The organism is Psychrobacter cibarius, from assembly GCA_030686115.1.
Lineage (GTDB): Bacteria > Pseudomonadota > Gammaproteobacteria > Pseudomonadales > Moraxellaceae > Psychrobacter > Psychrobacter cibarius_C.
In genome coordinates this window covers 2,094,000-2,116,550 of record CP131612.1, presented here as the reverse complement: position 1 = coordinate 2,116,550, position 22,551 = coordinate 2,094,000, and the positions used below count along the sequence as shown (strand labels likewise).

Genomic DNA, 22,551 nt, shown 5'->3' with positions numbered 1-22,551 from the left:
TTTCCCTTTTGGCTTTGCCACAATGGACAGCAAATCAAGATATCTGGTTTTCATGATTAGTTTTCATGACTAATTTTCATGATTGACCTATTTCATTACTATATATAACAAGGAGCCGTTATGATTTATCAATATTTAGACAAGGTGCCCGAATTCGCGGTACCTTTTAATGGTTGGGTCGCAGACTCAGCACAGGTTATAGGTGATGTATATTTGGGGAAAAAAGCCAGTATTTGGTTTGGGGCAGTGCTTCGCGGAGATGTCGGTCACATTCATATTGGTGACTATAGTAATGTACAAGAAAACAGCGTTATTCATACTGATGTTGGTATAGAGGTTAAAATCGGCAACTATGTCACTATTGGTCATTTAGCGATGCTGCACGGCTGCGAAGTCGGTGATAACAGTTTGATTGGTATTGGCGCAGTGGTATTGAATAATGCCAAAATTGGTAAAAACTGCATCATTGGTGCTAAGGCATTGGTCACCGAAGGCAAGGTGATTCCAGACAATTCACTCGTCATGGGCGCCCCTGCCAAGGTGGTCAAAACCTTAACGGACGAGCAAGCCGCCATGCTAAAAATGTCAGCGCACCATTATGCTGAACTTTGTGAGACTTATAAAGAAGGGTTGACTGAAATTCCACTGCCTAAATAAAGCGCTAGCCAAATCATAGAGTCACGCAAAACATAAGCGAACTGTCTGATATTGATCTATTCTCTATGTTTATGCAAATGATGCAAACGCGCCTTATATAGAGGTTCTTTATGTCATCAGCATCATGACCAGCCAAATGATGGCAAAAATGATAATACCAATAATCAGTCCGCGAAAAATATCGTGGCGTATAGAATAGTCATTAAGGTAAGCGTTATGATTGGCTGTTTCGTTGATGTTGAGCGCATTGACGCTTTCAGCGCCAGCATTTTTACCAACGATAAAACCCATGATTGCGCCTACGACCAACATAAATGGGGTGAATAACCAAAAAACGTCGCCATTACCTATACCAGCTATTGAGCGAATAACCACGATAGCAAGATCGATCAGTAAACCGCCAACGCCGTACATCACACCATTTAAGAGCGCATACAGTATACGGTCGAAAGGTGATTGATAGCTTTTACCCAGCTGACGTTGTCTGATTTCTTTGATCGAACGGGCAGGGCGACGCGTTTTACTTGGCAAGACAGTTTTGACATCAGGCGCTTCCATGCGATTCTCTATTTTTATGATGAAGTAAGCAAAAAAGATACTAGGGCGTGTCACCATTTTTAGCCCATTTAGGCGCTTTCGTTCAGATTGAGGACACACCCTAACCACAAGTTATATAAATAAAGTTACCATAATTTTGTTTGGTAAACAGTAGCATTCACGAAAAATTATTGAGAAATTTTTCATATAAATATCTATCTCCAAAGCGGAAGTTATTAAAAACCAGTTGTATTTCTATCTTTCAACAAACAATAATAAGGTCTCATTATGCAGGCAACACAAGCACAAATTTTTCCAAAAGAGCTGGCACTTTTTGATTTAGATCATACTTTGCTCGACGTCGATAGCGACTATTTATGGGGCGAGTATATCGTCAAACACGACCTCGTCGATGAAGCGCAATACCGCACGGCCAATCAAAAGTTTTACCAAGACTATATCGAAGGTACGCTTGATGCGACGGAATATAATGAATTTGTGGCGCAGTTTTTGAGTAGCTTGCCGATGGATAGATTGCATGAGCTACGAGAAGACTATATTAAAAGTGAAATTGAGCCGCACATACGCCCAAAAGCGATGGAAGTGCTCTGTCAGCATGTTGAAAAAGGTCATGAGGTGGTGATTATTTCTGCGACCAATGATTTTGTAGTATCAGCCATTGCCAAGCGTTTTGGTATCGAAGGTGCCAATGTGCTATCAACGCCGCTTGAGATAAAAAATGAGCGCTATACGGGTAAACTTACCGACAAACCAAACTTTAAAGAAGGTAAAATTTACCATCTGAATAAATGGCTAGAGAAGCAGCAATCAGCGGGCACGACTTTTGATAAAACTTATGCCTATTCAGATTCCAAAAATGACATTCCATTGCTTGAGTGGGCGGATGTGGCTATTTGTGTGTCACCCGACGATGCGCTACATGCTCATGCGTTGTCGCATCGCTGGGCAGTGGAGGATTGGTCGATTTAGGCTGTTTAACGTTATTTAATATAAAGCCAGTCATAATTAGCCAACTATTTATCGTCAATCTCATTTAAAATAGCGCCATATCAGTGAGATATTTATTTAAAAAGACAGGAAACCTTATGGAAATCAATCCGTATCAAGAACGAATCAAAGATTTATCAGAGCGTGGGCAGGACTTGCGGAGGTATCTTTGACTTCGATGGTAAGCAAGAACGCTTAGAAGAAGTCAATTTAGAGTTAGAAAACCCCGAGCTATGGAATGATCCAGAGCGTGCGACTAAAATTAATAAAGAAAAAAGCCAGCTTGATGGCGTCATCGATGTTGTGGTGTCGCTTGAGAGCACATTGGAAGATGCGTCTGCCATGCTGGAGCTGGCGGTAGAAGCAGAGGACGAGTCTTTGCTGGCGGATGTGCAAGCAGAGCTCGACAATGCGGAGAAACGCGTCGCGGATTTAGAATTCCGTCGCATGTTTAGTGGTGAGATGGATCCTAATAACTGCTACTTAGATATCCAGTCGGGTAGTGGCGGCACCGAAGCGCAAGATTGGGCGGAGATGCTGTTGCGTATGTATACCCGCTGGGCGGAATCGCATGGCTTCAAAGTTGAGGTCATTGAGGTATCTTCTGGTAGCGTGGCTGGTATTAAATCAGCAACGATTGAGATTAAAGGGGATTACGCTTTTGGTTGGTTACGTACCGAAATCGGCGTGCATCGCTTAGTCCGTAAATCACCATTTGATAGCAATAACGGTCGTCATACCTCGTTTGCTGCCGTTTTTGTGTCGCCTGAAATTGATGATAATATCGAGATTGATATCAATCCAGCAGATTTGCGTATTGATACTTATCGTTCATCTGGCGCAGGTGGTCAGCATGTGAACACGACCGATTCTGCGGTACGTATCACCCACGAGCCAAGTGGCGTGGTGGTCACTTGTCAGAACGAGCGTAGCCAGCATGGGAACAAAGCGACGGCGATGAAGTTGCTGCGTGCTAAGCTTTATGAGCTTGAAATGCAAAAACGGATGGAATCTCAGCAAGCGGTCGAGGATGGCAAGTCAGACGTCGGTTGGGGCAGTCAAATTCGCTCTTATGTGCTCGATGATTCACGTATCAAAGACTTGCGTACTGGCGTTGAAACCTTTAATACTGGTGCGGTACTCGATGGCGACCTCGATCAGTTTATCGAAGCGAGTCTAAAAGCAGGATTATAAAATAAAATAGTAACTAATATTTAATTAAGGAAAATTATGCCAAGCGTTAACAGTTATTTTGATAATAAAGTCACTTCTATTGCCTTTCAAACGGCAACTAAGCCTGCAACAGTTGGCGTGATGGAAATTGGCGAGTACGAATTTGGCACCAGCGAATTTGAAACCATGAGCGTGGTCAGTGGTGCATTGACGGTCAAATTGCCAGAAAGTGATGAGTGGCAAACCTTTAATGCAGGTGAGCACTTTACCGTTGAAGCCAATCAGAAGTTTCAAGTAAAAGTAGCAGTAGAAACGGCTTATTTATGTGTTTATGGTAAATAAGCATTTTTAGAGTAGTAGTCAACAGATTAACGCCAAGTGTTTAACGCTTGGCGTTTTTTTATGGTTGCATTTTGAGATAAATTTGAGTCATAAAGCATTGGACAACCATTATAAGTTTTTACGATATTGCACCATATCTGTTTGAGTGGCGATTGCGTCATAGAGTTTGCGCGCCGTGGTGTTGCCCTCTTGTGTCGTCCAATACACACGGTTGCAGTTTTTACTACGAGCGAACTCATATACCTTTTCAATTAGTGCGCGTCCCACGCCTTGCCCGCGCACAGACTCACTAACATAAAGATCCTCTAAGTAACAGCATTCAGTGATATTCCAAGTATTGGGGTGTAGCACCACATGGGTGATACCTACTAACTTGTCGTCCTGCCAAGCACCAAACCCATAAATCGGCACGTTGCTATCGAGCAAACTGTGCCACGTGTTTTGGATGGTACTTGATGGCAAACTGGTCTCATAAAATTTTAGATAGTTTTGCCACAAAGGTAACCAAAATTCGTAATCGTCTTTAGATAATGCTGCTATCTTTATAGAAGTATTTTTCATTGTGTTTTATTCAAATTAAAATGTGATTGTTGTCAAATTATGGCTCAAAAGCTCATTATTTAGAACCCTTTTAAGCATGTTTTTTTACACATCGATTACACTTTGCTCGTGGCAAATAAACAGCAAAAACCATCGCAATTCATTATGCTAAAACGACTATTTTATCAATCGAGTATCTATTATGGCGACGCTAAATGACCAAACAACCACGCAAGACATACGCCATGATTATGAAAAACTCGCTCGCCTTGCTAATCTGCGCTATGTCAGTGATGATGAGCTTGGGTTTACGCGTAGGCGTTGGGGGCGCGGGTTTACTTATAAAGATGCCACAGGCAAAACGGTCAAAGACAAAGCCTTGCGACAGCGTTTTAATGCGCTAGTGATACCACCGATGTGGTCAGAGGTTTGGATATGCCAAGATGATAAAGGGCACTTGCAATCGACAGGGCGCGATGACAAAGCACGAAAACAGTATCTGTATCACCCTGAGTGGGATCGTGTACGTGACCAAGCCAAGTTCGATGCCATGATAGGCTTCGCTAGAGCATTGCCGAATCTACGTGCGCAAGTCGAAAAAGACTTGAAAGCTAAATCATTATCCCGTGAAAATGTCTTATCAGCAGTGGTCAAACTATTAGAAACGACCTTGATTCGTATCGGCAACAGCCGCTATGCCAAGCTCAATAAAAGCTATGGTTTGAGTACTCTACGCAGTAAGCATGTGAGCGAAACTGATAACGGACTGGCGTTTGATTTTGTCGGTAAAAGTGCCAAAGAGCATCATATTGAATTGCAAGATGAGCGTTTGATTGAGATTGTACAGGCATGTTCTGAGTTACCTGGTTATCAGATTTTTAAATATTTAGATGACGATGGTCACAAGCAAGTCGTCGACAGTAGCGATATCAATGACTATCTACGCATGCATACTAGCGGTCATAGTCATAGTCATAGTCATAGTCATAGTCATGACAGTGAGATGTATAGCGGTAATTTATATAGCGCAAAGGACTTTCGTACTTGGATGGCCAGTGTCCTTGCTGCCAGTTACCTGCATGATGAGCTACAAAGCGCTCAGGGCAAAGCAATATTAGCCAGTGAACCTGATAGTAAAGCGCGTCAGCAGCTGGTGACTGATATGGTAAAAAGTGTGGCTGATGAGCTGGGCAATACCCCTGCTGTCTGCCGCTCTTCTTATATTAATCCCATTATTATAGAGCGCTTTTTGGCGGGGCAGTTCTTTGAACCTTATAAACAAGCGCGCCGTGGTCGTACTAAACAGCATCAAAGTTATGAAGAAAAGGCGCTGCTAGGATTTTTAAGTGGCTGCTGAGTGCTTTGAAATAAAGTTCCATCAGGAGTTTGTGATTGAATTATAAAAATGATACGTTATGTATTGAAATAAATATTAAAATGCGTTACTAATAGAGTCTATGCACATTGATATGTGCGAACAAGCAGAAAGAACAGTTGCTAGGATATGCCTGTTTTTCTGCTGACAATTCTCTTATTTCGCCCGTTACCTTCTATTGCTAAAGGATTAGCTTATGAACACCTCTTCTTCCGACCCATCATTCGTAAATACCGCTTCAAATCATACTGCACACCCGCCAATGAGCTACAGCGATTACTATCATAACTTTGATATGAACGCGCTATTGACAGAAATATTTGGCGAGCATTTAGACGATCGCTTGAATGCTTATATGGCATGTTGCGGTCGTCATGTGCGTGATGGTCGCGGTGATAATATTGCACTGGTGCACGAAGATACAGCGGGTAATGTAACGCGCATGAGCTTTGCTGAGCTTGATAAGGCAAGCGCACAAGTCGCCAATTTATTGTTGTCTTATGGCGTAAAAGCTGGTGACCAAGTGGCAACCATGCTACCTCGCACTCCTGAGCTGCTCACCATTGTACTCGCGACTTGGCGGATCGGTGCGGTTTATCAACCGTTATTTACCGCCTTTGGCTATGATTCGATTAAGTATCGGATGGACAAAGCCAATACCAAAGTAGTTTTTACCAATCAAGAAAATCGTGGCAAGTTTGACGACTTGGCCAAACAAACCAAAATGGTGCTGGTTGGTAGCAAGGTAGATGCGCAAAGCTGGGGTGATGATAACTACGCTGAAAAGGTCGCAACGCAGTCGCAAACGGTAGAACCAGTATCGCTAAATACTGATGCACCATTTTTACAGATGTTTACCTCGGGTACGGTTGGCAAATCAAAAGGCGTTAGTGTGCCGCTAAGTGCGCTCTCAGCGTTTTATCTCTACATGCACTATGCGATTGACTTGCGAGCGGATGATAATTACTGGAACATGGCTGATCCAGGCTGGGCATACGGTCTTTATTATGCGATTACAGGACCTTTGTTATTAGGGGTAACAACGTATTTTAATGAAGCTGGCTTTGATGCACAAAATACTCGCGATTTTATGGTCCGTCATAAGATTAGTAATTTGGCGTCCTCACCGACAGCGTTTCGTATGATGAAATCGAGTGGCGTGTTTGAAAAATCTCACCATGACAATAATAATGACAATGAGGCTAAACTATCACTGCGCTGTGCCAATTCAGCAGGCGAGACCTTAAATACCGAAGTGGTCAATTGGGTTGAAACCTATTTAAACTGTAAAGTCTGCGATCAGTATGGGCAAACCGAGACTGGAATGACTTGCTGTGAGCACCATGCATTAGCACATGAATGTCCGGTTGGCTCGATGGGCATGGCGCTACCGGGGCACACATTGGTAGTGTTAGATGATGATATGAATATATTGGCTGATGGCGAGCAAGGACAGCTTGCCGTAGTGGTCAGTCAATCGCCCGCGTTTTATTTCCGCGGCTATAGCTGGAACGAAAAAGATGCTTTCGCTGATGATTACTATTTAACAGGCGACGTGGTTGAGCGTCACAGTGATGGCAGCTATTGGTTTTCAGGGCGTGATGACGACATTATCATTACCGCAGGTTACCGAGTTGGACCAACCGATGTTGAAAATACCGTGCTTGAGCATGAAGCAGTCGCAGAGTCTGCTGCTGTCGGTGTGCCAGACGAAGTGCGTGGTCATACCATTAAGTCGTATGTAGTACTAAAAGACGGTATCGAAGGCACAGACGAGATTGCTAAAGAGATTCAAGACTTGGTGCGCAGACGTTTATCAACTCACGCTTATCCACGTGAGGTTGAGTTTGTAAAAGAGTTGCCAAAAACCCCAAGTGGTAAAATTCAGCGCTTTTTGCTGCGCAGTTTGTCTGCGGCTTAATAAAGCGTAATGCATTCATATCGTCAGGTTAAGATAAAAATCGATGACTGATAAAAATAACAGTAAAAAAATTAATAAAAGGAATAATTATGCACATTGAACAACAGAGCTTTTTGGTCACAGGCGGTGCATCAGGTTTGGGAGAGGCAGTGGTTCGTGCTATTGTCAAGCAAGGTGGTAACGTCGTCATCGCAGATCTGAATGAATCAGCTGGTCAAGCGTTGGTGGCGGAACTAGGCGATAACGTTCGCTTTACACGCTGTGATGTGACCAGTGGTGATGAGGTGCAAGCGGCTGTGGATACAGCTGAAAAAGAATTTGGCGGTTTGCAAGGGTCTATCAACTGTGCGGGCATCGCTGTGGTACAAAAGCTGCTGGACCGTGATAATAACCCAGCAGATCTCGATGCTTTTAGTCGCGGCGTCAATATTAATCTTGTCGGTTCTTTTAATGTCGCGCGTTTGGTCGCAGCCAGTATTGCAAAGCGTTTAGCAAATGCCAATAACGCAGACAGCTCTGTAGAGAAGAACGCTGATAATGGCGTCATTATTAATACGGCTTCTATTGCCGCTTTCGATGGGCAAGTAGGACAAGCAAGCTATTCATCGTCAAAAGCAGGTGTCGTCGGTCTGACTTTACCGCTAGCACGTGAGCTGGCACGTCATGGTATTCGCGTCATGACTATCGCGCCGGGCGTCTTTGCCACACCGATGATGGAGACCATTCCTGAAAAAGCACGCGAACAACTAGAGGCGGGCGTACCTTATCCTAAGCGTCTGGGCAATCCCAATGAGTTTGCCAAGTTGGTCATGCATATCATTGATAATGCCTATCTCAATGGAGAAGTCATTCGCTTAGATGGCGCGATTCGTATGGTGTAATGGTATTAACGAAGTTTTTATGTCCAAAAGATCCTAATGTTATCCATGAAATTTTCACAAAAACTGGCATGGTGCTTTGGTAAGTTAATAGCGTGGTATGTTGCCATTTCACTCTCTAACGCTAAACGGAATTATTAAAGCCTATGTCATTTTTTTCTCTGAATTTCAGCAAAAAGCCGCGTCGATTGTTCGTTGTGATAGGACTGGGACTGACCACTATTATGAGCACCAGTGCGATAGGGTATGTCAAAACAGCCTCCTCGGATGCAAAAAGTACAGGCAATAATGGTCAGCCTATTTCTAGTACGGTGGTTATCGATAAAGTTTTTGTAGATAAATCCGACCGTATTTTGCAGCTATTGAGTGGTGATAAAGTGATTAAATCCTATCGTATTGCGCTAGGGGATAGTCCGGTTGGTCATAAACAGCAGCAAGGCGATGAGCGCACACCCGTGGGGGCGTACATCTTAGATTATAAGAATGAGAACTCTATTGCCCATCGCTCCATCCATATAAGCTACCCCAATGCTGCGGACAAAGCTCGGGCACGATCACGCGGCGTCCATCCTGGTGGCGATATTATGATTCATGGGCAGATGAACGGCTTCGGTCATCTAGCGTGGATTAACCAACAACGTGATTGGACCGATGGTTGCATTGCCGTCACTGATAATGAGATGGATGAGATTATGGCGGCAGTTAATGTTGGCACATCGATAGAAATTGTAGAATGAGCGTTATGTTAATGCTGACTATCGTGTAGTACATTTCTAGCAGTTACAGCGCATTAAAATCTCTGCTATCGCTGTCTCTTGCTTGCCTTTCATTGTTGAGCAAGCCTCTCTTTTAGTTGTTTTTTTTATTTATCCTCTTGAAATACTCTCTTAGTGTGCCTATTGATAGTTTGTGATAATATCATTGCTATGGGTAAGGTTTTTACCTATATAAAATCTTACTATCTTTCAGTATTTACTAATAAGTCATAGAAATTGATTGACAACTTGCACAAGTAGGTTGAAATCTTGTATGTTATACCCTATATATATAACAACTAACGGTGATTGAAGCACGATAAAACTAACGATAAGCGCTATGTTTAAATGCTGCGCGTTCGGTGTTTTATGTTGCATCCACTGACTGATAATACTAATTATAAAAGGATACAATTATGAGGTTCGAAAAATTTACCCAGAAACTACAATCAGCCATTCAAGAAGCACAGAGCCTAGCATTGGGACGTGACCATACAGGTATTGACCCTGTGCATCTGCTTGCAGTATTGCTACAGGATGAGTCTAATTTATCTATCTGCCAACAAGCAGGCGCGTCTATCCCTGCGCTAAAGAATGGTGTGGCAAAGGCGCTCGACAATCAAGCAACGATTAGTGAGCCAACAGGTGATGTAAATTTAAACCCAAATTCGGTTAAAATTTTGAACTTGGCAGACCGTCAAGCGCAGAAAGAAGGCGATGATTTTATCGCCACTGAATGGGTGATGTTGGCGCTCGCTGAGCAAGGTGAAACCAAAAAGATATTTGAGAGTGCGGGCGTAACAGCGAGTAAATTAAAAACAGTCATTGAGCAATTGCGAGGTGATGATACCGTGAATAACCAAAATGCTGAAGATCAGCGTGATGCGCTGAATAAATATACGATTAACTTAACTGAGCAGGCGGAACTTGGTAAGCTTGACCCTGTGATTGGTCGCGATGAAGAGATTCGTCGTACCATTCAAGTACTGTCACGTCGTACCAAAAATAATCCAGTACTGATTGGTGAGCCAGGTGTTGGTAAAACGGCTATCATTGAAGGTTTGGCACAAAAAATCATCAATGGTGACGTACCAGAAGGACTACGCCGCAAAGAAGTGTTGTCGTTAGATTTGGGCTCATTGATTGCGGGTGCAAAATTCCGTGGTGAGTTTGAAGAGCGACTCAAAGCGGTACTCAGCGATTTATCAAAGCAAGAAGGCAATGTCATCTTATTTATCGATGAGTTGCATACTTTAGTAGGTGCTGGTAAAGCCGATGGTGCGATGGATGCCGGTAATATGCTAAAGCCTGCGCTTGCGCGTGGTGAGCTACACTGTGTCGGTGCGACAACTCTCGATGAGTATCGCCAGTATATCGAAAAAGATGCGGCTCTTGAGCGTCGTTTTCAAAAGGTACTGGTCGATGAGCCAACGGTCGAAGACACCATTGCGATTTTGCGTGGTCTAAAAGAGCGTTATGAGCTGCATCACGGTGTTGATATCCAAGACAGCGCGATTATTGCTGCTGCGCGGATGAGCCATCGCTATATTACTGATCGCAAACTGCCGGATAAAGCGATTGATTTAATTGATGAAGCGGCGAGTCGTTTACGTATGGAGATGGACAGCAAGCCTGAAGCCTTAGGTAAGCTTGATAGTCGCTTGATTCAGTTGAAAATGCAGCGCGAAGTGCTTAAAAATGAAGAAGACGCTGGTGCTCAAGCCGAGCGTAAAGTGCTTGATGCACAAATTGAAGAGCTAGAAAAAGAGTACGCTGACCTTAATGAGATTTGGCAAGCAGAAAAAGCATTGGTCAAAGGCAGTCAGCAGCTAAAAGACGAGCTGGATAAAGCGCGTATCGCCTATGACAAAGCCAGTCGTGAAGGTGATTACGAGACCATGAGTAAGCTGCAGTATGAAACGATTCCGCAGCTAGAGCGTCGCATTACTGAGTCTGATTTGGCAGAACAAAAAGAGCAGACAGGCGAAGGTAGTGGTGTAAAACTACTACGTAATAAAGTCACGGATAATGAAATTGCCGAAGTCGTAGCGGCAGCAACAGGTATTCCTGTGAGTAAAATGATGCAAGGCGAGCGTGACAAGATGATAGCGATGGAAGAAAAGCTCCATGAACGCGTCATCGGTCAAGACGAAGCTGTCGAAGCCGTTGCCAATGCGGTACGCCGTAGCCGTGCTGGTCTGTCTGATCCGAATCGCCCTTCAGGTTCGTTCTTATTCTTAGGACCAACGGGTGTTGGTAAGACTGAATTGACCAAGTCACTGGCGAACTTCTTATTCGATAGTGAGGATGCGATTGTTCGTATCGACATGAGTGAGTATATGGAGAAGCACAGTGTCAGTCGTTTGGTGGGTGCGCCTCCAGGTTATGTGGGCTACGAAGAAGGTGGTGCATTAACGGAAGCGGTACGCCGTAAGCCTTATAGTGTGATTTTGTTTGATGAAGTTGAAAAAGCGCACCCTGATGTGTTCAATATCTTGCTACAAGTATTGGACGATGGTCGCTTAACGGACTCACAGGGTCGCGTGGTGGACTTCAAAAACACGGTCATCATTATGACCAGTAACTTGGGTTCGCACAAAATCCAAGAGATGGTCGGTGAAAGTTACGAAGACATCAAAGCTGAGGTGATGGAATCAGTTGGGCAGCATTTCCGCCCAGAGTTTGTCAACCGTATCGACGAGATTGTGGTATTCCATCCGCTCGGTATGTCGCAGATGTCAGGTATTGCTGCGATTCAGTTGGATCGCTTGCGCCAGCGTTTGCATGAGCGTGAGATGGATATTGAGTTATCAGCTGATGCGATGAACAAACTGGTTGCGATTGGTTATGATCCTGTCTATGGCGCACGCCCACTAAAACGTGCGATCCAACAGGAAATTGAAAACCCATTATCATTGAAGCTATTGGCTGGTGATTTTGGCGCAGGAGACATCATCAAAGTCGATGTCGGCGCAGATGATAAGTTGGTGTTTGAGAAACGTAGCATGAATTAATATCTAACCCTAACTGACCGTGGTTTAAAACCAACCTCTTACTTGCCTATTTTTTCTACAGGCAGGTAAGGGGTTTTTTTGTGCGCTATTATTATTTACGGTTTGAGTGCTTTGACTATGTTATAAATAAACTAAGCACTAAAAACTAAGCAATAGGAATAAGACGTCAACAGTTACGGAGACGACAAAATGACGATCATCAGTATGCAGTACCTAAGCACGCCATTAATGTTACCGATAATGATCAGCGCACTGCTGTTTAGTGCTCCCGCTTGCTCCAATCAAACTGCCGTCAATACCCATGAAGACCTGACAGACTATAAAGAAGGGCAAGCCTCTGCTAGTGAATCGCTAGCAAGTACCGAAAAACCTACCTTTATCACCAAAAAAATAGCCACGTTTGATGAGCCTTGGGCAATGACAGCATTACCTACCGTTAATAATAAGCCCCCTAAATTACTTGTCACCCAAAAGACAGGAGAGTTATTCATTGTTGATACGGCAACAGGTGCCAAGACAACCATCAGTGGTATACCGAAAGTGGCTTATGGTGGGCAAGGCGGTCTTGGCGATATCGTTCTTGCACCAAATTTTGCTACTACTAATCATGTCTATATGAGCTACGTTGAAGCAGGGAATGGCACTGATAGTAATAAGTTTGGTGCTAAAGTCATCAAAGCGACATTGATAGGGTTGGATACAGCCAAGCCTCGTTTGCAGGATCTTACGCCCATTTGGGAGCAAATACCGAAAGTAAAAGGGCAGGGGCATTATAGTCATCGCTTGCTTTTCTCGCCTGACAGAAAATATTTATATATCAGTTCAGGCGAGCGCCAAGAAAAAACACCAGCACAAGATATGAGCGTCAATTTGGGCAAAATTATTAGATTAAATCCTGATGGCTCAGTGCCAGCAGACAATCCTTTTGTAGATAATAGCAATGACATTGCCGCACAGTTTTGGAGTATAGGACATCGTAATGTATTGGGTATGGCATTCGATGAAAAAGGTAGGCTTTGGGCGCATGAGATGGGACCACGGGGCGGTGATGAATTTAATCTGATTGAAAAAGGTCATAACTACGGTTGGCCAATCGTCTCAAATGGGCGTAACTATACAGGAACGGATATTCCTGACCATGAGACGCGTCCTGAGTTTACGCCGCCCAAAATTAGTTGGACGCCAGTGATATCACCGTCATCGATGAGTATTTATAACGCTGGAAAATATAATGATTTCCCAGCGTGGCAAGGTAATGCGCTCATTAGTGGTTTATCATCTAAAGCACTGATAGTCGTCGATTTTGATGAAAATAGCCGCGCGACTGAGCGCTATCGCTATGATATGGGCGAGCGTATTCGTAGTGTGTTAAATGTAGATGGACAAGTTTGGGTATTAGAAGATGGCGATAATAGTGGATTATTACAATTGATTCCGCAGTAGTGATTAGTAGCCATTGCTCTTCAACTTTCCAAGCGTTTGCACTATTGTAGGTTAGGCTGATAAATGGTTTGGGTCTATTTCTGTCAATAAGAAAAACGTAAATAGCTAATTAGATTTGATAGTTGAGAGGTATCTTGTTAAGGTATTCTTCCTAAAAAACTAAGGCTAACAAACAAATGCATCATGTAAAAGTTGGCAGGTTAGGCCCTTTTCCACGGGTAAGTAAACCTGTGTTTATTACTTCAGCGCTACTTATTATTGGATTTATTATCTTTGGTGCATTCTTTACTGAAACCGCTGGTGTGTTATTTAGCTTTTTGCAGAACTTTATTACGGATAAGTTCGGCTGGTTATTTATTATTTTAGTAAATTTAGCATTGTTGCTTTGTATTTATCTCGCGATGAGCCGTTATGGCGATATTCGTCTAGGTGCACAAACTGAGACGCCACAGTACAGTTTGTTCTCATGGATAGGGATGTTGTTCTCTGCTGGTATTGGTATAGGATTGGTGTATTGGGGGACAGCTGAGCCCTTGTATCACTTTATGGCACCACCACTCGGAGAAGCGGAAACGATAGAAGCCGCTAAGCAAGCCATAAATTTTACATTCTTGCATTGGGGCTTACATGCATGGGCGCTATACGCGATTGTTGCATTGTCTTTGGCTTATTTTCACTTTCGCCGTGGCTTGCCGTTATCGATTCGCTCAACGCTTTATCCTCTATTGGGGAAAAAAATCTATGGCTCGTGGGGACACGCCGTTGATATCTTAGCGGTATTTGGTACGATGTTTGGTGTGGTAACGTCGCTTGGTCTTGGCGTTATGCAAATTAATTCAGGACTTGAGCGACTATTTGGTGTTCCTAATAATCTAACGATACAGATCGGTCTGATTGTTTTCGTTACTATTTTAGCTGCTTTTTCCGTCATGATGGGCTTAGACAAAGGTATTAAGCGCTTGAGCGATATTAATATCGGACTGACGGCAATCCTACTCGGGTTTATGGTCATCTTAGGGCCGACGCTTTTTATCTTTGATAGCTATCTTGAAAATGTTGGCAATTATCTGTCGGTAGTTGTACCGCTAGGTCTGTGGGGTGAATCGTATGAAGGTCAAGAAAACTGGCAGTCATCATGGACGATATTTTATTGGGCATGGTGGGTAAGTTGGGCACCGTTCGTTGGCGTATTTATCGCACGTATCAGTCGTGGTCGTACTATTCGTGAGTTTATATTGGGTGTTTTATTGATTCCCATGCTGATTTTGTTCTTTTGGTTCACCACTTTCGGTGGCGTTGCTATCCATATGGAGCTCTTAGCTGCTATTGATCCCGCTATGGCCAGCCCAGGATTGCTAGAAGCCGTGCAAACGGATTTTGGTAGTGCAATTTTTAAATTGGTTGAGTTTTATCCATTGGCACAACCAGTCACCTTAATGATTGTCGTTATGATTGTCCTTTGGTTTGTGACGTCATCCGATTCAGCAAGCTTTGTGATTGATATGTTGACCGCAGGTGGTGATACCAACCCACCAAAAATCCAGCGTTTATTCTGGGCAAGTACGGAAGGTATCATTGCTGCTGTTCTGCTTGCTGCTGGTGGACTAAGTGCATTACAAGCAGCGGCTATCGTTGCAGGATTACCCTTTGTTTTAGTAGTATTTGCGATGATGTATGCGTTACTTCGTGGTTTGAGCCGAGATCGTTTGATACTGTATCGCGCTCAGCAGCACTTTATCACCGAAGAATCCGCAGATCACAACTCAGCCAATGAGTTTGCTGATGAGCACTTATTAAAAGGACCACCTAAAATCGTGAAAGGTGATTAGCAGATTCTATATATCAGCTTTAATACTGTTTTTATGAAATGAATCAGGCAGTTAGCTTCTTATTTTTTTACGTAAAAACACAATATAACAATTGTGATTTGAAATCCTAAGATGCATCGTTATCTTAGGATTTTTTTTATTTGTTGACCAATAGCAAGGTTATAAAGTGTCTGATTCGATTTGATAGTTGTGCAGTATCTTGTTAAGGTGAGCCCCTTCAAAAATTGAGATGACTAAATGGATCATGTAAAAGTTGGCCGCTTAGGCCCTTTTCCACGGGTAAGTAAACCTGTGTTTTTAACTTCAGCATTATTAATTCTTGTGTTCATTATTTTTGGTGCTCTTTTTAATGAGCAAGCAGAATTGTTGTTTGGTCATGCCAAAGCATTCGTGTCTTTGCGTTTTGGCTGGTTCTTTATTGTGGTGGTCAACTTAACGTTGGTGATGAGTATTTACATGATATTTAGTCGTTATGGCGATATCAGGCTTGGTCATCAAAATGAAAAACCAGAGTATAATATAGTTTCTTGGATTGGCATGCTATTTTCCGCGGGTATCGGTATTGGACTGCTCTATTGGGGTACGGCCGAACCCTTGTACCATTTTATGGCGCCGCCATTAGGAGAAGCTGAAACAGTGGCTGCCGCCAAGCAAGCGATGAATATCTCGTTCTTGCACTATGGTTTACATGTGTGGGCACTCTATGGCATGGTCGCGTTGTCATTGGCTTATTTCCATTACCGAGTGGGCTTACCGCTGGCCATCCGTTCGACACTATATCCTATATTGGGCAAAAAGATTTATGGTGGCTGGGGTCATACGGTCGATACACTAGCGGTATTTGGTACGATGTTTGGAGTAGTGACCACTTTAGGTCTTGGGGTATTGCAAATTAACTCAGGTCTTGAGACGTTATTTGGCATACCCAATAATATTACAGTGCAAATTATTTTGATTGCCTTAATCACTATGTTGGCAGGTCTGTCTCTATTTATGGGGCTAGATAAAGGGATTAAGCGCTTAAGTGATACCAATATATTATTTACTGTGATATTGCTCAGCTTTGTGATTATTTTAGGCCCGACCCAGTTTATCTTTAATAGCTTTGTAGAAAATATTGGCAATTATTTGCATCAAATTGTGCCATTAGGTCTTTGGACAGAATCGTATGATGGTCAAGAAAACTGGCAAGCGTCATGGACGATTTTCTATTGGGCATGGTGGATAAGCTGGTCGCCTTTCGTCGGTGTGTTCGTAGCTCGTATCTCTCGTGGTCGAACCATTCGTGAGTTTATCTTAGGGGTGTTATTAATTCCTATTACTATTTTGTTCTTATGGTTCACCGCTTTCGGTGGTTCAGCCGTTAATATGGAATTAATGGCAGCCGCTGATCCCAACCTCATCAGTCCTGGCTTGATTGAGGCTGTCCAAGCAGATACTGGCAGTGCCATCTTTAAACTGATGGAATCTTATCCATTTACGTCAGCTTTGAACTTGCTTATCGTAGTGATGATTGTGCTTTGGTTTGTCACGTCATCGGATTCGGCCAGTTTTGTCATTGATATGTTGACCTCAGGTGGCGATGCCAATCCACCTAAAATTCAACGCCTATTTTGGGCAGGTACAGAAGGTGTCATCGCTGCCGTACTATTAGCAGCAGGTGGCTTGAGTGCGCTACAAGCGGCTTCCATTGTGTCAGGTTTCCCTTTTGCGATTGTGATAGTCGTTATGATGTACTCCTTATTACGCGGCTTGAGTCGAGATCGTTTGATACTGTATCGCAACCAGCAGTGGTTTGTCACCGAAGAGTCAGCAGAGCATAATTCAGCCAATGAATTTCGTGATGAAGATTTACTGACAGGTCCACCTGATATTGAAAAACCTGAAGGTTAGATTTTATTGATCTGAAAAATAATAAAAAAGCACCCGCCTATGATTAAGCGGGTGCTTTTTTATATGATTTAATTGTCTTTTTTAGTTTGATATAAAGTATTTACACAAAGTTATAAAGCAAGGTTATGAGCACTGTCCTTTAACATAACCTACTGCTGCCGTTGTGCCACATGCCGAACATGAGTTGCCTGCAGTGCGATAACTAAATCCTGAGCTGGTTTTTACTTTGACACACACAGGATCATATTGCGCGGTACACATCGTTTGCTCAGGGTTGTAAGGTGGGCACTTGATAAAAGGGTTGTCGCTGTTCTGTTGGCTGTGCCCAGTGCTATGAATAGGGGCGGTGTCAGGCGTATCGATGCTTTGGATGTTATTACAGCCAGCTAAGGCAATAGTGACTGATAACCCTAATAATGACAGGCATAATCGCCATGATTTGAATAAGTGGTTCATAATCATATGTCCTTATAAATAGTGTTCGGTAAGTCCCTGTTATCGATAGCTGGTTGCAACCATGTGATGAACAAGGTGGTTTTAATTGATAGTAGCCTATTTATCAGCAGTCATCTACCAAATCATGATTAATAAAAAACCCAAGCCTATGATTAAGCTTGGGTTTGAGCATCACTATAGTCATTCCACTATAAAAATATTACTGCGTTAACCTCGCTTGAAGTATTAAATATACGTCTACACTCGGTTGCCTTGTACTACTTTTAAATTGAACCGACTATACCAGCCGTTTTATAAATGCCAGCTAAAGGCGATAGAACTATTTGGCTGCTTTGTCATCTTGATTAAGCTGAACATATTTATCAAAGTTCTGCGCATAATCAGTCAGGTTGTCGCTCAGCATTTGGCGATATTGTTTGACATAAAATTCAACGATATCATCTTTTTCTTTGGCAAAGTCATCGCCTTTGACAAAGCCGATAGAAGCGACTGACGCGCTATAACGTGCGGCTGCATATAATAAAGAAGCACCTACTTGTCCTGAATGCGCTTCAGAACCCAACTGACTGTTTGCGATACCGATAATGGCATCAGCACGTTGATAAAATGCCTGCATTTCAGGGGTAATCTCAATGTTAGCGTCAACATTGCTGTCTTGAATGTTGCTGTCTTGCATATTGTCTTGAGACATAAGCGACTCCTAATAAGTGTCGGTAATTTTAAATTTATAAAGAGGGTTTGTAGGTGGTGCAAAGTTATATTTTTACAAACCAGCGTCTGCTTTTAAGATCTCAGCTTTGTCTGTTTTTTCCCACGTAAAAGCAGTTTCAGAGCCAGGACGACCAAAATGACCAAAAGTCGCCGTTTGCTGATACATTGGTTGTAATAAATTTAGCATACGGGTAATGCCATAAGGGCGTAGATCAAAATGGGTGCGAATCAGACGGATGATTTCATCATTGCTGATTTTATTCGTACCAAAAGTATTGACCGAGATAGAGGTTGGCTCAGCGACACCGATGGCATAGCTGACCTGTATTTCACAGCGCTCAGCAAGTCCTGCAGCAACGATATTCTTAGCCACATAACGCACGGCGTACGCAGCACTACGATCGACTTTCGATGGATCTTTACCACTGAATGCACCGCCGCCATGACGCGCCATACCGCCATACGTATCAACAATAATTTTACGACCTGTTAATCCAGCATCACCTACAGGCCCGCCAATCACAAACTTACCCGTTGGGTTAATATGATAGCGCGTGCCAGCATGCAATAATTCAGCAGGCAAGACTTGTTTGATGATAGATTCCATTATTGCTTCTTGCAGATCTTTTTGCGAGATACTTGGATCGTGTTGTGTTGATAGCACCACAGCATCAATGGCAACAGGCTTGCTACCATCATATCTTAACGTCACTTGCGCCTTGGCATCTGGACGTAACCACGGCAACTCGCCTGCGCGGCGCAGCTCAGATTGGCGTTCCATCAAGCGGTGAGCAAATTCGATAGGGGCTGGCATCAAGACATCAGTTTCATTGCTGGCATAGCCAAACATAAGACCTTGGTCACCTGCGCCTTGCTCTTCAGGGTCGCTACGATCGACACCTTGAGCGATTTCAGGAGATTGTTTGCCGAGCATATTGATGACCGCGCATGTTTCGCCATCAAAGCCTAAGTCTGAGTGGTGGTAACCAATACCGTTTACAGTATCACGCACGATACGTTCAACATCGATATTTGCCGTCGTGGTGACTTCACCTGCTAGTATCACAGCACCTGTCTTAACCAAGGTTTCGCATGCCACGCGTGCATGCAAATCTTCACGTAAGATGGCGTCAAGGATGGCATCTGATATTTGGTCAGCCATTTTATCAGGATGACCTTCGCTCACAGATTCTGAGGTAAATAAGTTGTATTCACGCATAATGGGATCGCTTAATTGCAGGGACTGTATTCTACGAACTCAGTCATTATTAAATGTATATAAAAATAAAAGGCGAAAACGAATAAAAAAATTAGCACATTTTACCGTGTATCGAGGTAAAACTCTAGCGATGGATAATACTAAGAAGTAACTAGGCATGGATTAACCATGGTAAAAGTCATCAATCTCGCTATTTTCTTGCCAGCGATATTCAGTATAGTGAGCGATCTGGCGCGCTGTATCGATGTCATGTCTGTCGGCGATAAAACCAAGCGCCATGTCCATACCTGCACTGACACCTGAGGACGTATAAAATTTGCCATCAACAACCCAGCGTGCTTGCTCAGCCCAATGGACTTTGTCAGATTGCGCTATCACCCATTGCCATGACAGTTTATTAGACGTTGCGCGCTTGTCATCTAAGACGCCAGCCTTAGCCAACAATGCGCTACCCGTACAAACGCTAAGTACCCAATCAGCATGGTCAACCAAGATTGTTAACGTCTGCAAAAATGGTCGGTGATTGATTTGCTGGCGAGTACCCATGCCGCCAACCATCAATAAGATATCAGTCTGATGCGCTAACTCGCTGATAGCGACTGTTTGCATCGCAACGCCATGTTTACTATGAATAATGCCGCCGTTTAAAGAGGAAAATTGCAGACGATAATGCTCAGGTAAGCAGCCAAGCATCTCGATAGGTCCAAATAGATCTAAAGTCTCAAAATCATCGAATAATAGCGCGGTCAGTGTCTGCATCTAGCTTCCTGATTTTTAAAATAACGTTTACAAAGATAAGTGGCGGTCTATGGCGTCTTGTAACCACGAGATTTATGTTTTATTCATATAAAGTAGATCAATTAAACCTTTTATAACTAGGGCGTGTCCTCATTTTAAAAATGGTGATAAAAATGAGATAAATTGCCGTCAAACAAGGAAAATAGCGCACATAATATCGAGATATTAAGAAGCTGTTTGACGATGTTTGGCAAAATTTAACCATTTTTTGCCCATTTAGAAAGTAATCGATTGAATTGAGGACACGCCCTAGAGCAGTTATCGTTCTAAAAGCGATCGTTCTAAAAATTATAGCTCCAAAAACTTGGCTTTGTCTTTAAACATACATTCGTCATAAACAGGACACGCCCCGCATTTGGGTGTACGGGCTTGGCAGGTATAGCGCCCGTGCAAAATAAGATAATGATGCGCATCCACGATGAAGTCATCTGGGATACGCTCGACCAACTTATTTTCAACGATCAAGACGTTCTTGCCAGTGGCAAGTCCTGTACGATTACCTACCCGAAAGATATGAGTGTCGACCGCCATGGTTGGCTGACCAAAAGCGGTATTTAAAACCACATTGGCAGTTTTGCGCCCAACGCCAGCGAGTGATTCTAAATCTTTGCGGTTATCAGGGACGGTGCTGTCAAATTTCTCAATTAAGTCTCGGCAAGTTTTGATGACATTTTTGGCTTTGGCATTATATAAGCCAATATTTTTGATATAAGATTTTAGACCGTCTTCACCCAATGCCAAGATTGCTTCAGGTGTATTTGCTACGGGGTATAATTGCTTGGTGGCAATATTGACGCTCACATCCGTCGCCTGCGCAGACAAGATGACCGCGATCAGCAGCTCAAAATTACTCTTATAATTCAATTCCGTAACTGGCTCATCAATCGTCGCTGCCAGCTTTTCAAAAAATGGACGCACGTCACGATTGGGCATTCGTCTCGATGGCGGGGTATCGGCAGTTTTATGTTTGACGGTTTTACTCATAGTATTCTTACTATTTTTTGGCTATTGATAGTTAATAACTGATACAAGATATCGGGATAAATTCATTTTAGCGATGTTGGGTAGACTGTCTAACAAATGATAATTACGCTGTTAAAGCTGACTTAACTCCACTTGCAACGCGTCAAGCTCTACTTGTTTGCTCTTATTTGGACGGACACTTAGCTGCTTTTCTAGCTTTTTAATTTTACTACGAAGCTTCGCTGCGGCAATGGTGTTTTTTGCCTGCGCTTCGCTGATATTCAACGATTGACTAGCGGCATTGTTCAGTTTTGCTTCAACCATGCTGACCACAGGTCTACTATTGCTACTATCAGCCAGCTGCTCGGTGACGCGTCTTAAATGAGTATGATAGCGCTGTCTTAAATCTTCTTGCTCTGTGGTACGTTCAGAGCTAGACAGCTCCCGTTCAACAGTGACCAAGTCGATACAGTCGACTGGACAAGGAGCGATGCAAAGCTCGCAGCCCGTACATAAATCCGTAAAGATAGTATGCATGTGCTTACCAGTACCGACAATAGCATCGACTGGGCAGGCAGGTATACATTTGGTGCAGCCGATACAATCATCTTCACGGATCACCGCACGTACCTCAGTCGGACGTTCAGAGGTTGCATCTATTGGCCACTGAGAAGGCGCCGCGCTAAGTATCGCTTCATTACTATCTATATTAATAATTTGAGCAATGGCCTTGGTAACGGGTTGACCACCGGGTACACATTTATTGTATGGCTCATTGTCAAGCACGATAGCGGCGGCATAGGGCAAGCAGCCGTCTGGGTGCTCGCAAAGTCCACATTGTGTTTGCGGTAGACAAGCATCAATATATGAGATTTTCGCTTGTATGTCCGCAGGTAAGCGCTCTATATCCAAAGTGTCGAACAAGATTGGCAAATTGGTGAGACGGATGTGGGTGCTATTTTTACTAGTGGTGCTTTGCATATGCTTTAAAACCTTAATATCAGTGCTAAGTGCTAAGTGTGCTCTGAGCGCTGACATT

Annotated in this window: 20 protein-coding genes; 12 read left to right on the top strand and 8 right to left on the bottom strand. The window is 43.2% G+C overall.

Going from position 1 to position 22,551, the window contains the following annotated elements:
* Window positions 1-120 precede the first annotated feature (120 nt).
* Entirely contained in the window at window positions 121-657 is a 537-nt protein-coding gene (locus Q6344_08800) for a gamma carbonic anhydrase family protein (GenBank protein WLG12705.1), read from the top strand.
* A 108-nt stretch (window positions 658-765) separates the two neighbouring features.
* Here Q6344_08800 and Q6344_08795 read toward each other — a convergent pair whose 3' ends face one another.
* Window positions 766-1,272: a hypothetical protein gene (locus tag Q6344_08795; protein ID WLG12704.1), complete on the bottom strand. Its 507-nt coding sequence runs from the start codon at window positions 1,270-1,272 to the stop codon at window positions 766-768.
* 210 nt (window positions 1,273-1,482) lie between these two features.
* On the opposite strand from Q6344_08795, the gene Q6344_08790 reads away from it, so the two are divergent.
* From Q6344_08790 to Q6344_08780, 3 genes are all read left to right on the top strand, one after another.
* On the top strand, window positions 1,483-2,184 hold the full coding sequence (locus tag Q6344_08790; protein ID WLG12703.1) for an HAD family hydrolase: 702 nt from the start codon (window positions 1,483-1,485) through the stop codon (window positions 2,182-2,184).
* 116 nt (window positions 2,185-2,300) lie between these two features.
* Window positions 2,301-3,396 (top strand): peptide chain release factor 2 gene (gene prfB, locus Q6344_08785; GenBank protein ID WLG12702.1). Its coding sequence is split into 2 segments (ribosomal slippage): window positions 2,301-2,372 and window positions 2,374-3,396, totalling 1,095 coding nucleotides; the frame shifts between segments, so codons are not numbered across the junction.
* 36 nt (window positions 3,397-3,432) lie between these two features.
* Window positions 3,433-3,717: a pyrimidine/purine nucleoside phosphorylase gene (locus Q6344_08780; protein ID WLG12701.1), complete on the top strand. Its 285-nt coding sequence runs from the start codon at window positions 3,433-3,435 to the stop codon at window positions 3,715-3,717.
* Between the two features lie 108 nt (window positions 3,718-3,825).
* On the opposite strand, the gene Q6344_08775 is transcribed toward Q6344_08780, so the two are convergent.
* The gene (locus tag Q6344_08775) at window positions 3,826-4,278 is read right to left on the bottom strand and encodes a GNAT family N-acetyltransferase (protein WLG12700.1); all 453 of its coding nucleotides are present in this window, start codon (window positions 4,276-4,278) and stop codon (window positions 3,826-3,828) included.
* 181 nt (window positions 4,279-4,459) lie between these two features.
* Here Q6344_08775 and Q6344_08770 point away from each other — a divergent pair, with 181 nt between their 5' ends.
* The 8 genes from Q6344_08770 (at window position 4,460) to Q6344_08735 (ending at window position 17,365) form a co-directional block, all read left to right on the top strand.
* Window positions 4,460-5,614 carry a DNA topoisomerase IB gene (locus tag Q6344_08770; GenBank protein WLG12699.1) on the top strand — a complete coding sequence of 385 codons (1,155 nt, stop codon included), beginning with the start codon at window positions 4,460-4,462 and terminating at the stop codon, window positions 5,612-5,614.
* A gap of 214 nt (window positions 5,615-5,828) precedes the next feature.
* Window positions 5,829-7,553 carry an AMP-binding protein gene (locus Q6344_08765; GenBank protein WLG12698.1) on the top strand — a complete coding sequence of 575 codons (1,725 nt, stop codon included), beginning with the start codon at window positions 5,829-5,831 and terminating at the stop codon, window positions 7,551-7,553.
* An 89-nt stretch (window positions 7,554-7,642) separates the two neighbouring features.
* A complete protein-coding gene (locus Q6344_08760) occupies window positions 7,643-8,434 on the top strand; it encodes an SDR family NAD(P)-dependent oxidoreductase (GenBank protein ID WLG12697.1) in 792 nt (263 codons plus the stop codon).
* A gap of 143 nt (window positions 8,435-8,577) precedes the next feature.
* The gene (locus Q6344_08755; protein WLG12696.1) at window positions 8,578-9,168 is read left to right on the top strand and encodes a L,D-transpeptidase family protein; all 591 of its coding nucleotides are present in this window, start codon (window positions 8,578-8,580) and stop codon (window positions 9,166-9,168) included.
* A 434-nt stretch (window positions 9,169-9,602) separates the two neighbouring features.
* Window positions 9,603-12,200 carry an ATP-dependent chaperone ClpB gene (gene clpB / locus Q6344_08750; GenBank protein WLG12695.1) on the top strand — a complete coding sequence of 866 codons (2,598 nt, stop codon included), beginning with the start codon at window positions 9,603-9,605 and terminating at the stop codon, window positions 12,198-12,200.
* Window positions 12,201-12,389: 189 nt separating this feature from the next.
* Window positions 12,390-13,643, top strand: coding sequence for a PQQ-dependent sugar dehydrogenase (locus Q6344_08745; protein ID WLG12694.1), 1,254 nt, complete (start codon window positions 12,390-12,392; stop codon window positions 13,641-13,643).
* Window positions 13,644-13,819: 176 nt separating this feature from the next.
* The gene (locus Q6344_08740) at window positions 13,820-15,472 is read left to right on the top strand and encodes a BCCT family transporter (GenBank protein ID WLG12693.1); all 1,653 of its coding nucleotides are present in this window, start codon (window positions 13,820-13,822) and stop codon (window positions 15,470-15,472) included.
* 237 nt (window positions 15,473-15,709) lie between these two features.
* Window positions 15,710-17,365: a BCCT family transporter gene (locus Q6344_08735; protein WLG12692.1), complete on the top strand. Its 1,656-nt coding sequence runs from the start codon at window positions 15,710-15,712 to the stop codon at window positions 17,363-17,365.
* 123 nt (window positions 17,366-17,488) lie between these two features.
* On the opposite strand, the gene Q6344_08730 is transcribed toward Q6344_08735, so the two are convergent.
* From Q6344_08730 to Q6344_08705, 6 genes are all read right to left on the bottom strand, one after another.
* Window positions 17,489-17,821, bottom strand: a complete 333-nt coding sequence (locus Q6344_08730) for a hypothetical protein (GenBank protein ID WLG12691.1) — start codon at window positions 17,819-17,821, stop codon at window positions 17,489-17,491.
* 319 nt (window positions 17,822-18,140) lie between these two features.
* Window positions 18,141-18,497 (bottom strand): DUF3144 domain-containing protein, encoded by a 357-nt coding sequence (locus tag Q6344_08725; protein WLG15187.1) that lies wholly within the window; start codon window positions 18,495-18,497, stop codon window positions 18,141-18,143.
* 87 nt (window positions 18,498-18,584) lie between these two features.
* Complete coding sequence (gene metK / locus Q6344_08720; protein WLG12690.1) at window positions 18,585-19,751, bottom strand: methionine adenosyltransferase; 1,167 nt, start codon at window positions 19,749-19,751, stop codon at window positions 18,585-18,587.
* Between the two features lie 162 nt (window positions 19,752-19,913).
* On the bottom strand, window positions 19,914-20,510 hold the full coding sequence (locus Q6344_08715) for a DJ-1/PfpI family protein (GenBank protein WLG12689.1): 597 nt from the start codon (window positions 20,508-20,510) through the stop codon (window positions 19,914-19,916).
* 327 nt (window positions 20,511-20,837) lie between these two features.
* On the bottom strand, window positions 20,838-21,533 hold the full coding sequence (nth, locus tag Q6344_08710; GenBank protein ID WLG12688.1) for an endonuclease III: 696 nt from the start codon (window positions 21,531-21,533) through the stop codon (window positions 20,838-20,840).
* 111 nt (window positions 21,534-21,644) lie between these two features.
* Window positions 21,645-22,493 (bottom strand): RnfABCDGE type electron transport complex subunit B, encoded by an 849-nt coding sequence (locus tag Q6344_08705; protein WLG12687.1) that lies wholly within the window; start codon window positions 22,491-22,493, stop codon window positions 21,645-21,647.
* Window positions 22,494-22,551 lie beyond the last annotated feature (58 nt).

Coding starts and splice junctions, on each gene's coding strand:
- Q6344_08800 (WLG12705.1), top strand. CDS start 121: ATGATTTATCAATATTTAGACAAGGTGCCCGAATTCGCGGTACCTTTT.
- Q6344_08795 (WLG12704.1), bottom strand. CDS start 1,272: ATGGTGACACGCCCTAGTATCTTTTTTGCTTACTTCATCATAAAAATA.
- Q6344_08790 (WLG12703.1), top strand. CDS start 1,483: ATGCAGGCAACACAAGCACAAATTTTTCCAAAAGAGCTGGCACTTTTT.
- Q6344_08780 (WLG12701.1), top strand. CDS start 3,433: ATGCCAAGCGTTAACAGTTATTTTGATAATAAAGTCACTTCTATTGCC.
- Q6344_08775 (WLG12700.1), bottom strand. CDS start 4,278: ATGAAAAATACTTCTATAAAGATAGCAGCATTATCTAAAGACGATTAC.
- Q6344_08770 (WLG12699.1), top strand. CDS start 4,460: ATGGCGACGCTAAATGACCAAACAACCACGCAAGACATACGCCATGAT.
- Q6344_08765 (WLG12698.1), top strand. CDS start 5,829: ATGAACACCTCTTCTTCCGACCCATCATTCGTAAATACCGCTTCAAAT.
- Q6344_08760 (WLG12697.1), top strand. CDS start 7,643: ATGCACATTGAACAACAGAGCTTTTTGGTCACAGGCGGTGCATCAGGT.
- Q6344_08755 (WLG12696.1), top strand. CDS start 8,578: ATGTCATTTTTTTCTCTGAATTTCAGCAAAAAGCCGCGTCGATTGTTC.
- clpB (WLG12695.1), top strand. CDS start 9,603: ATGAGGTTCGAAAAATTTACCCAGAAACTACAATCAGCCATTCAAGAA.
- Q6344_08745 (WLG12694.1), top strand. CDS start 12,390: ATGACGATCATCAGTATGCAGTACCTAAGCACGCCATTAATGTTACCG.
- Q6344_08740 (WLG12693.1), top strand. CDS start 13,820: ATGCATCATGTAAAAGTTGGCAGGTTAGGCCCTTTTCCACGGGTAAGT.
- Q6344_08735 (WLG12692.1), top strand. CDS start 15,710: ATGGATCATGTAAAAGTTGGCCGCTTAGGCCCTTTTCCACGGGTAAGT.
- Q6344_08730 (WLG12691.1), bottom strand. CDS start 17,821: ATGAACCACTTATTCAAATCATGGCGATTATGCCTGTCATTATTAGGG.
- Q6344_08725 (WLG15187.1), bottom strand. CDS start 18,497: ATGCAAGACAGCAACATTCAAGACAGCAATGTTGACGCTAACATTGAG.
- metK (WLG12690.1), bottom strand. CDS start 19,751: ATGCGTGAATACAACTTATTTACCTCAGAATCTGTGAGCGAAGGTCAT.
- Q6344_08715 (WLG12689.1), bottom strand. CDS start 20,510: ATGCAGACACTGACCGCGCTATTATTCGATGATTTTGAGACTTTAGAT.
- nth (WLG12688.1), bottom strand. CDS start 21,533: ATGAGTAAAACCGTCAAACATAAAACTGCCGATACCCCGCCATCGAGA.
- Q6344_08705 (WLG12687.1), bottom strand. CDS start 22,493: ATGCAAAGCACCACTAGTAAAAATAGCACCCACATCCGTCTCACCAAT.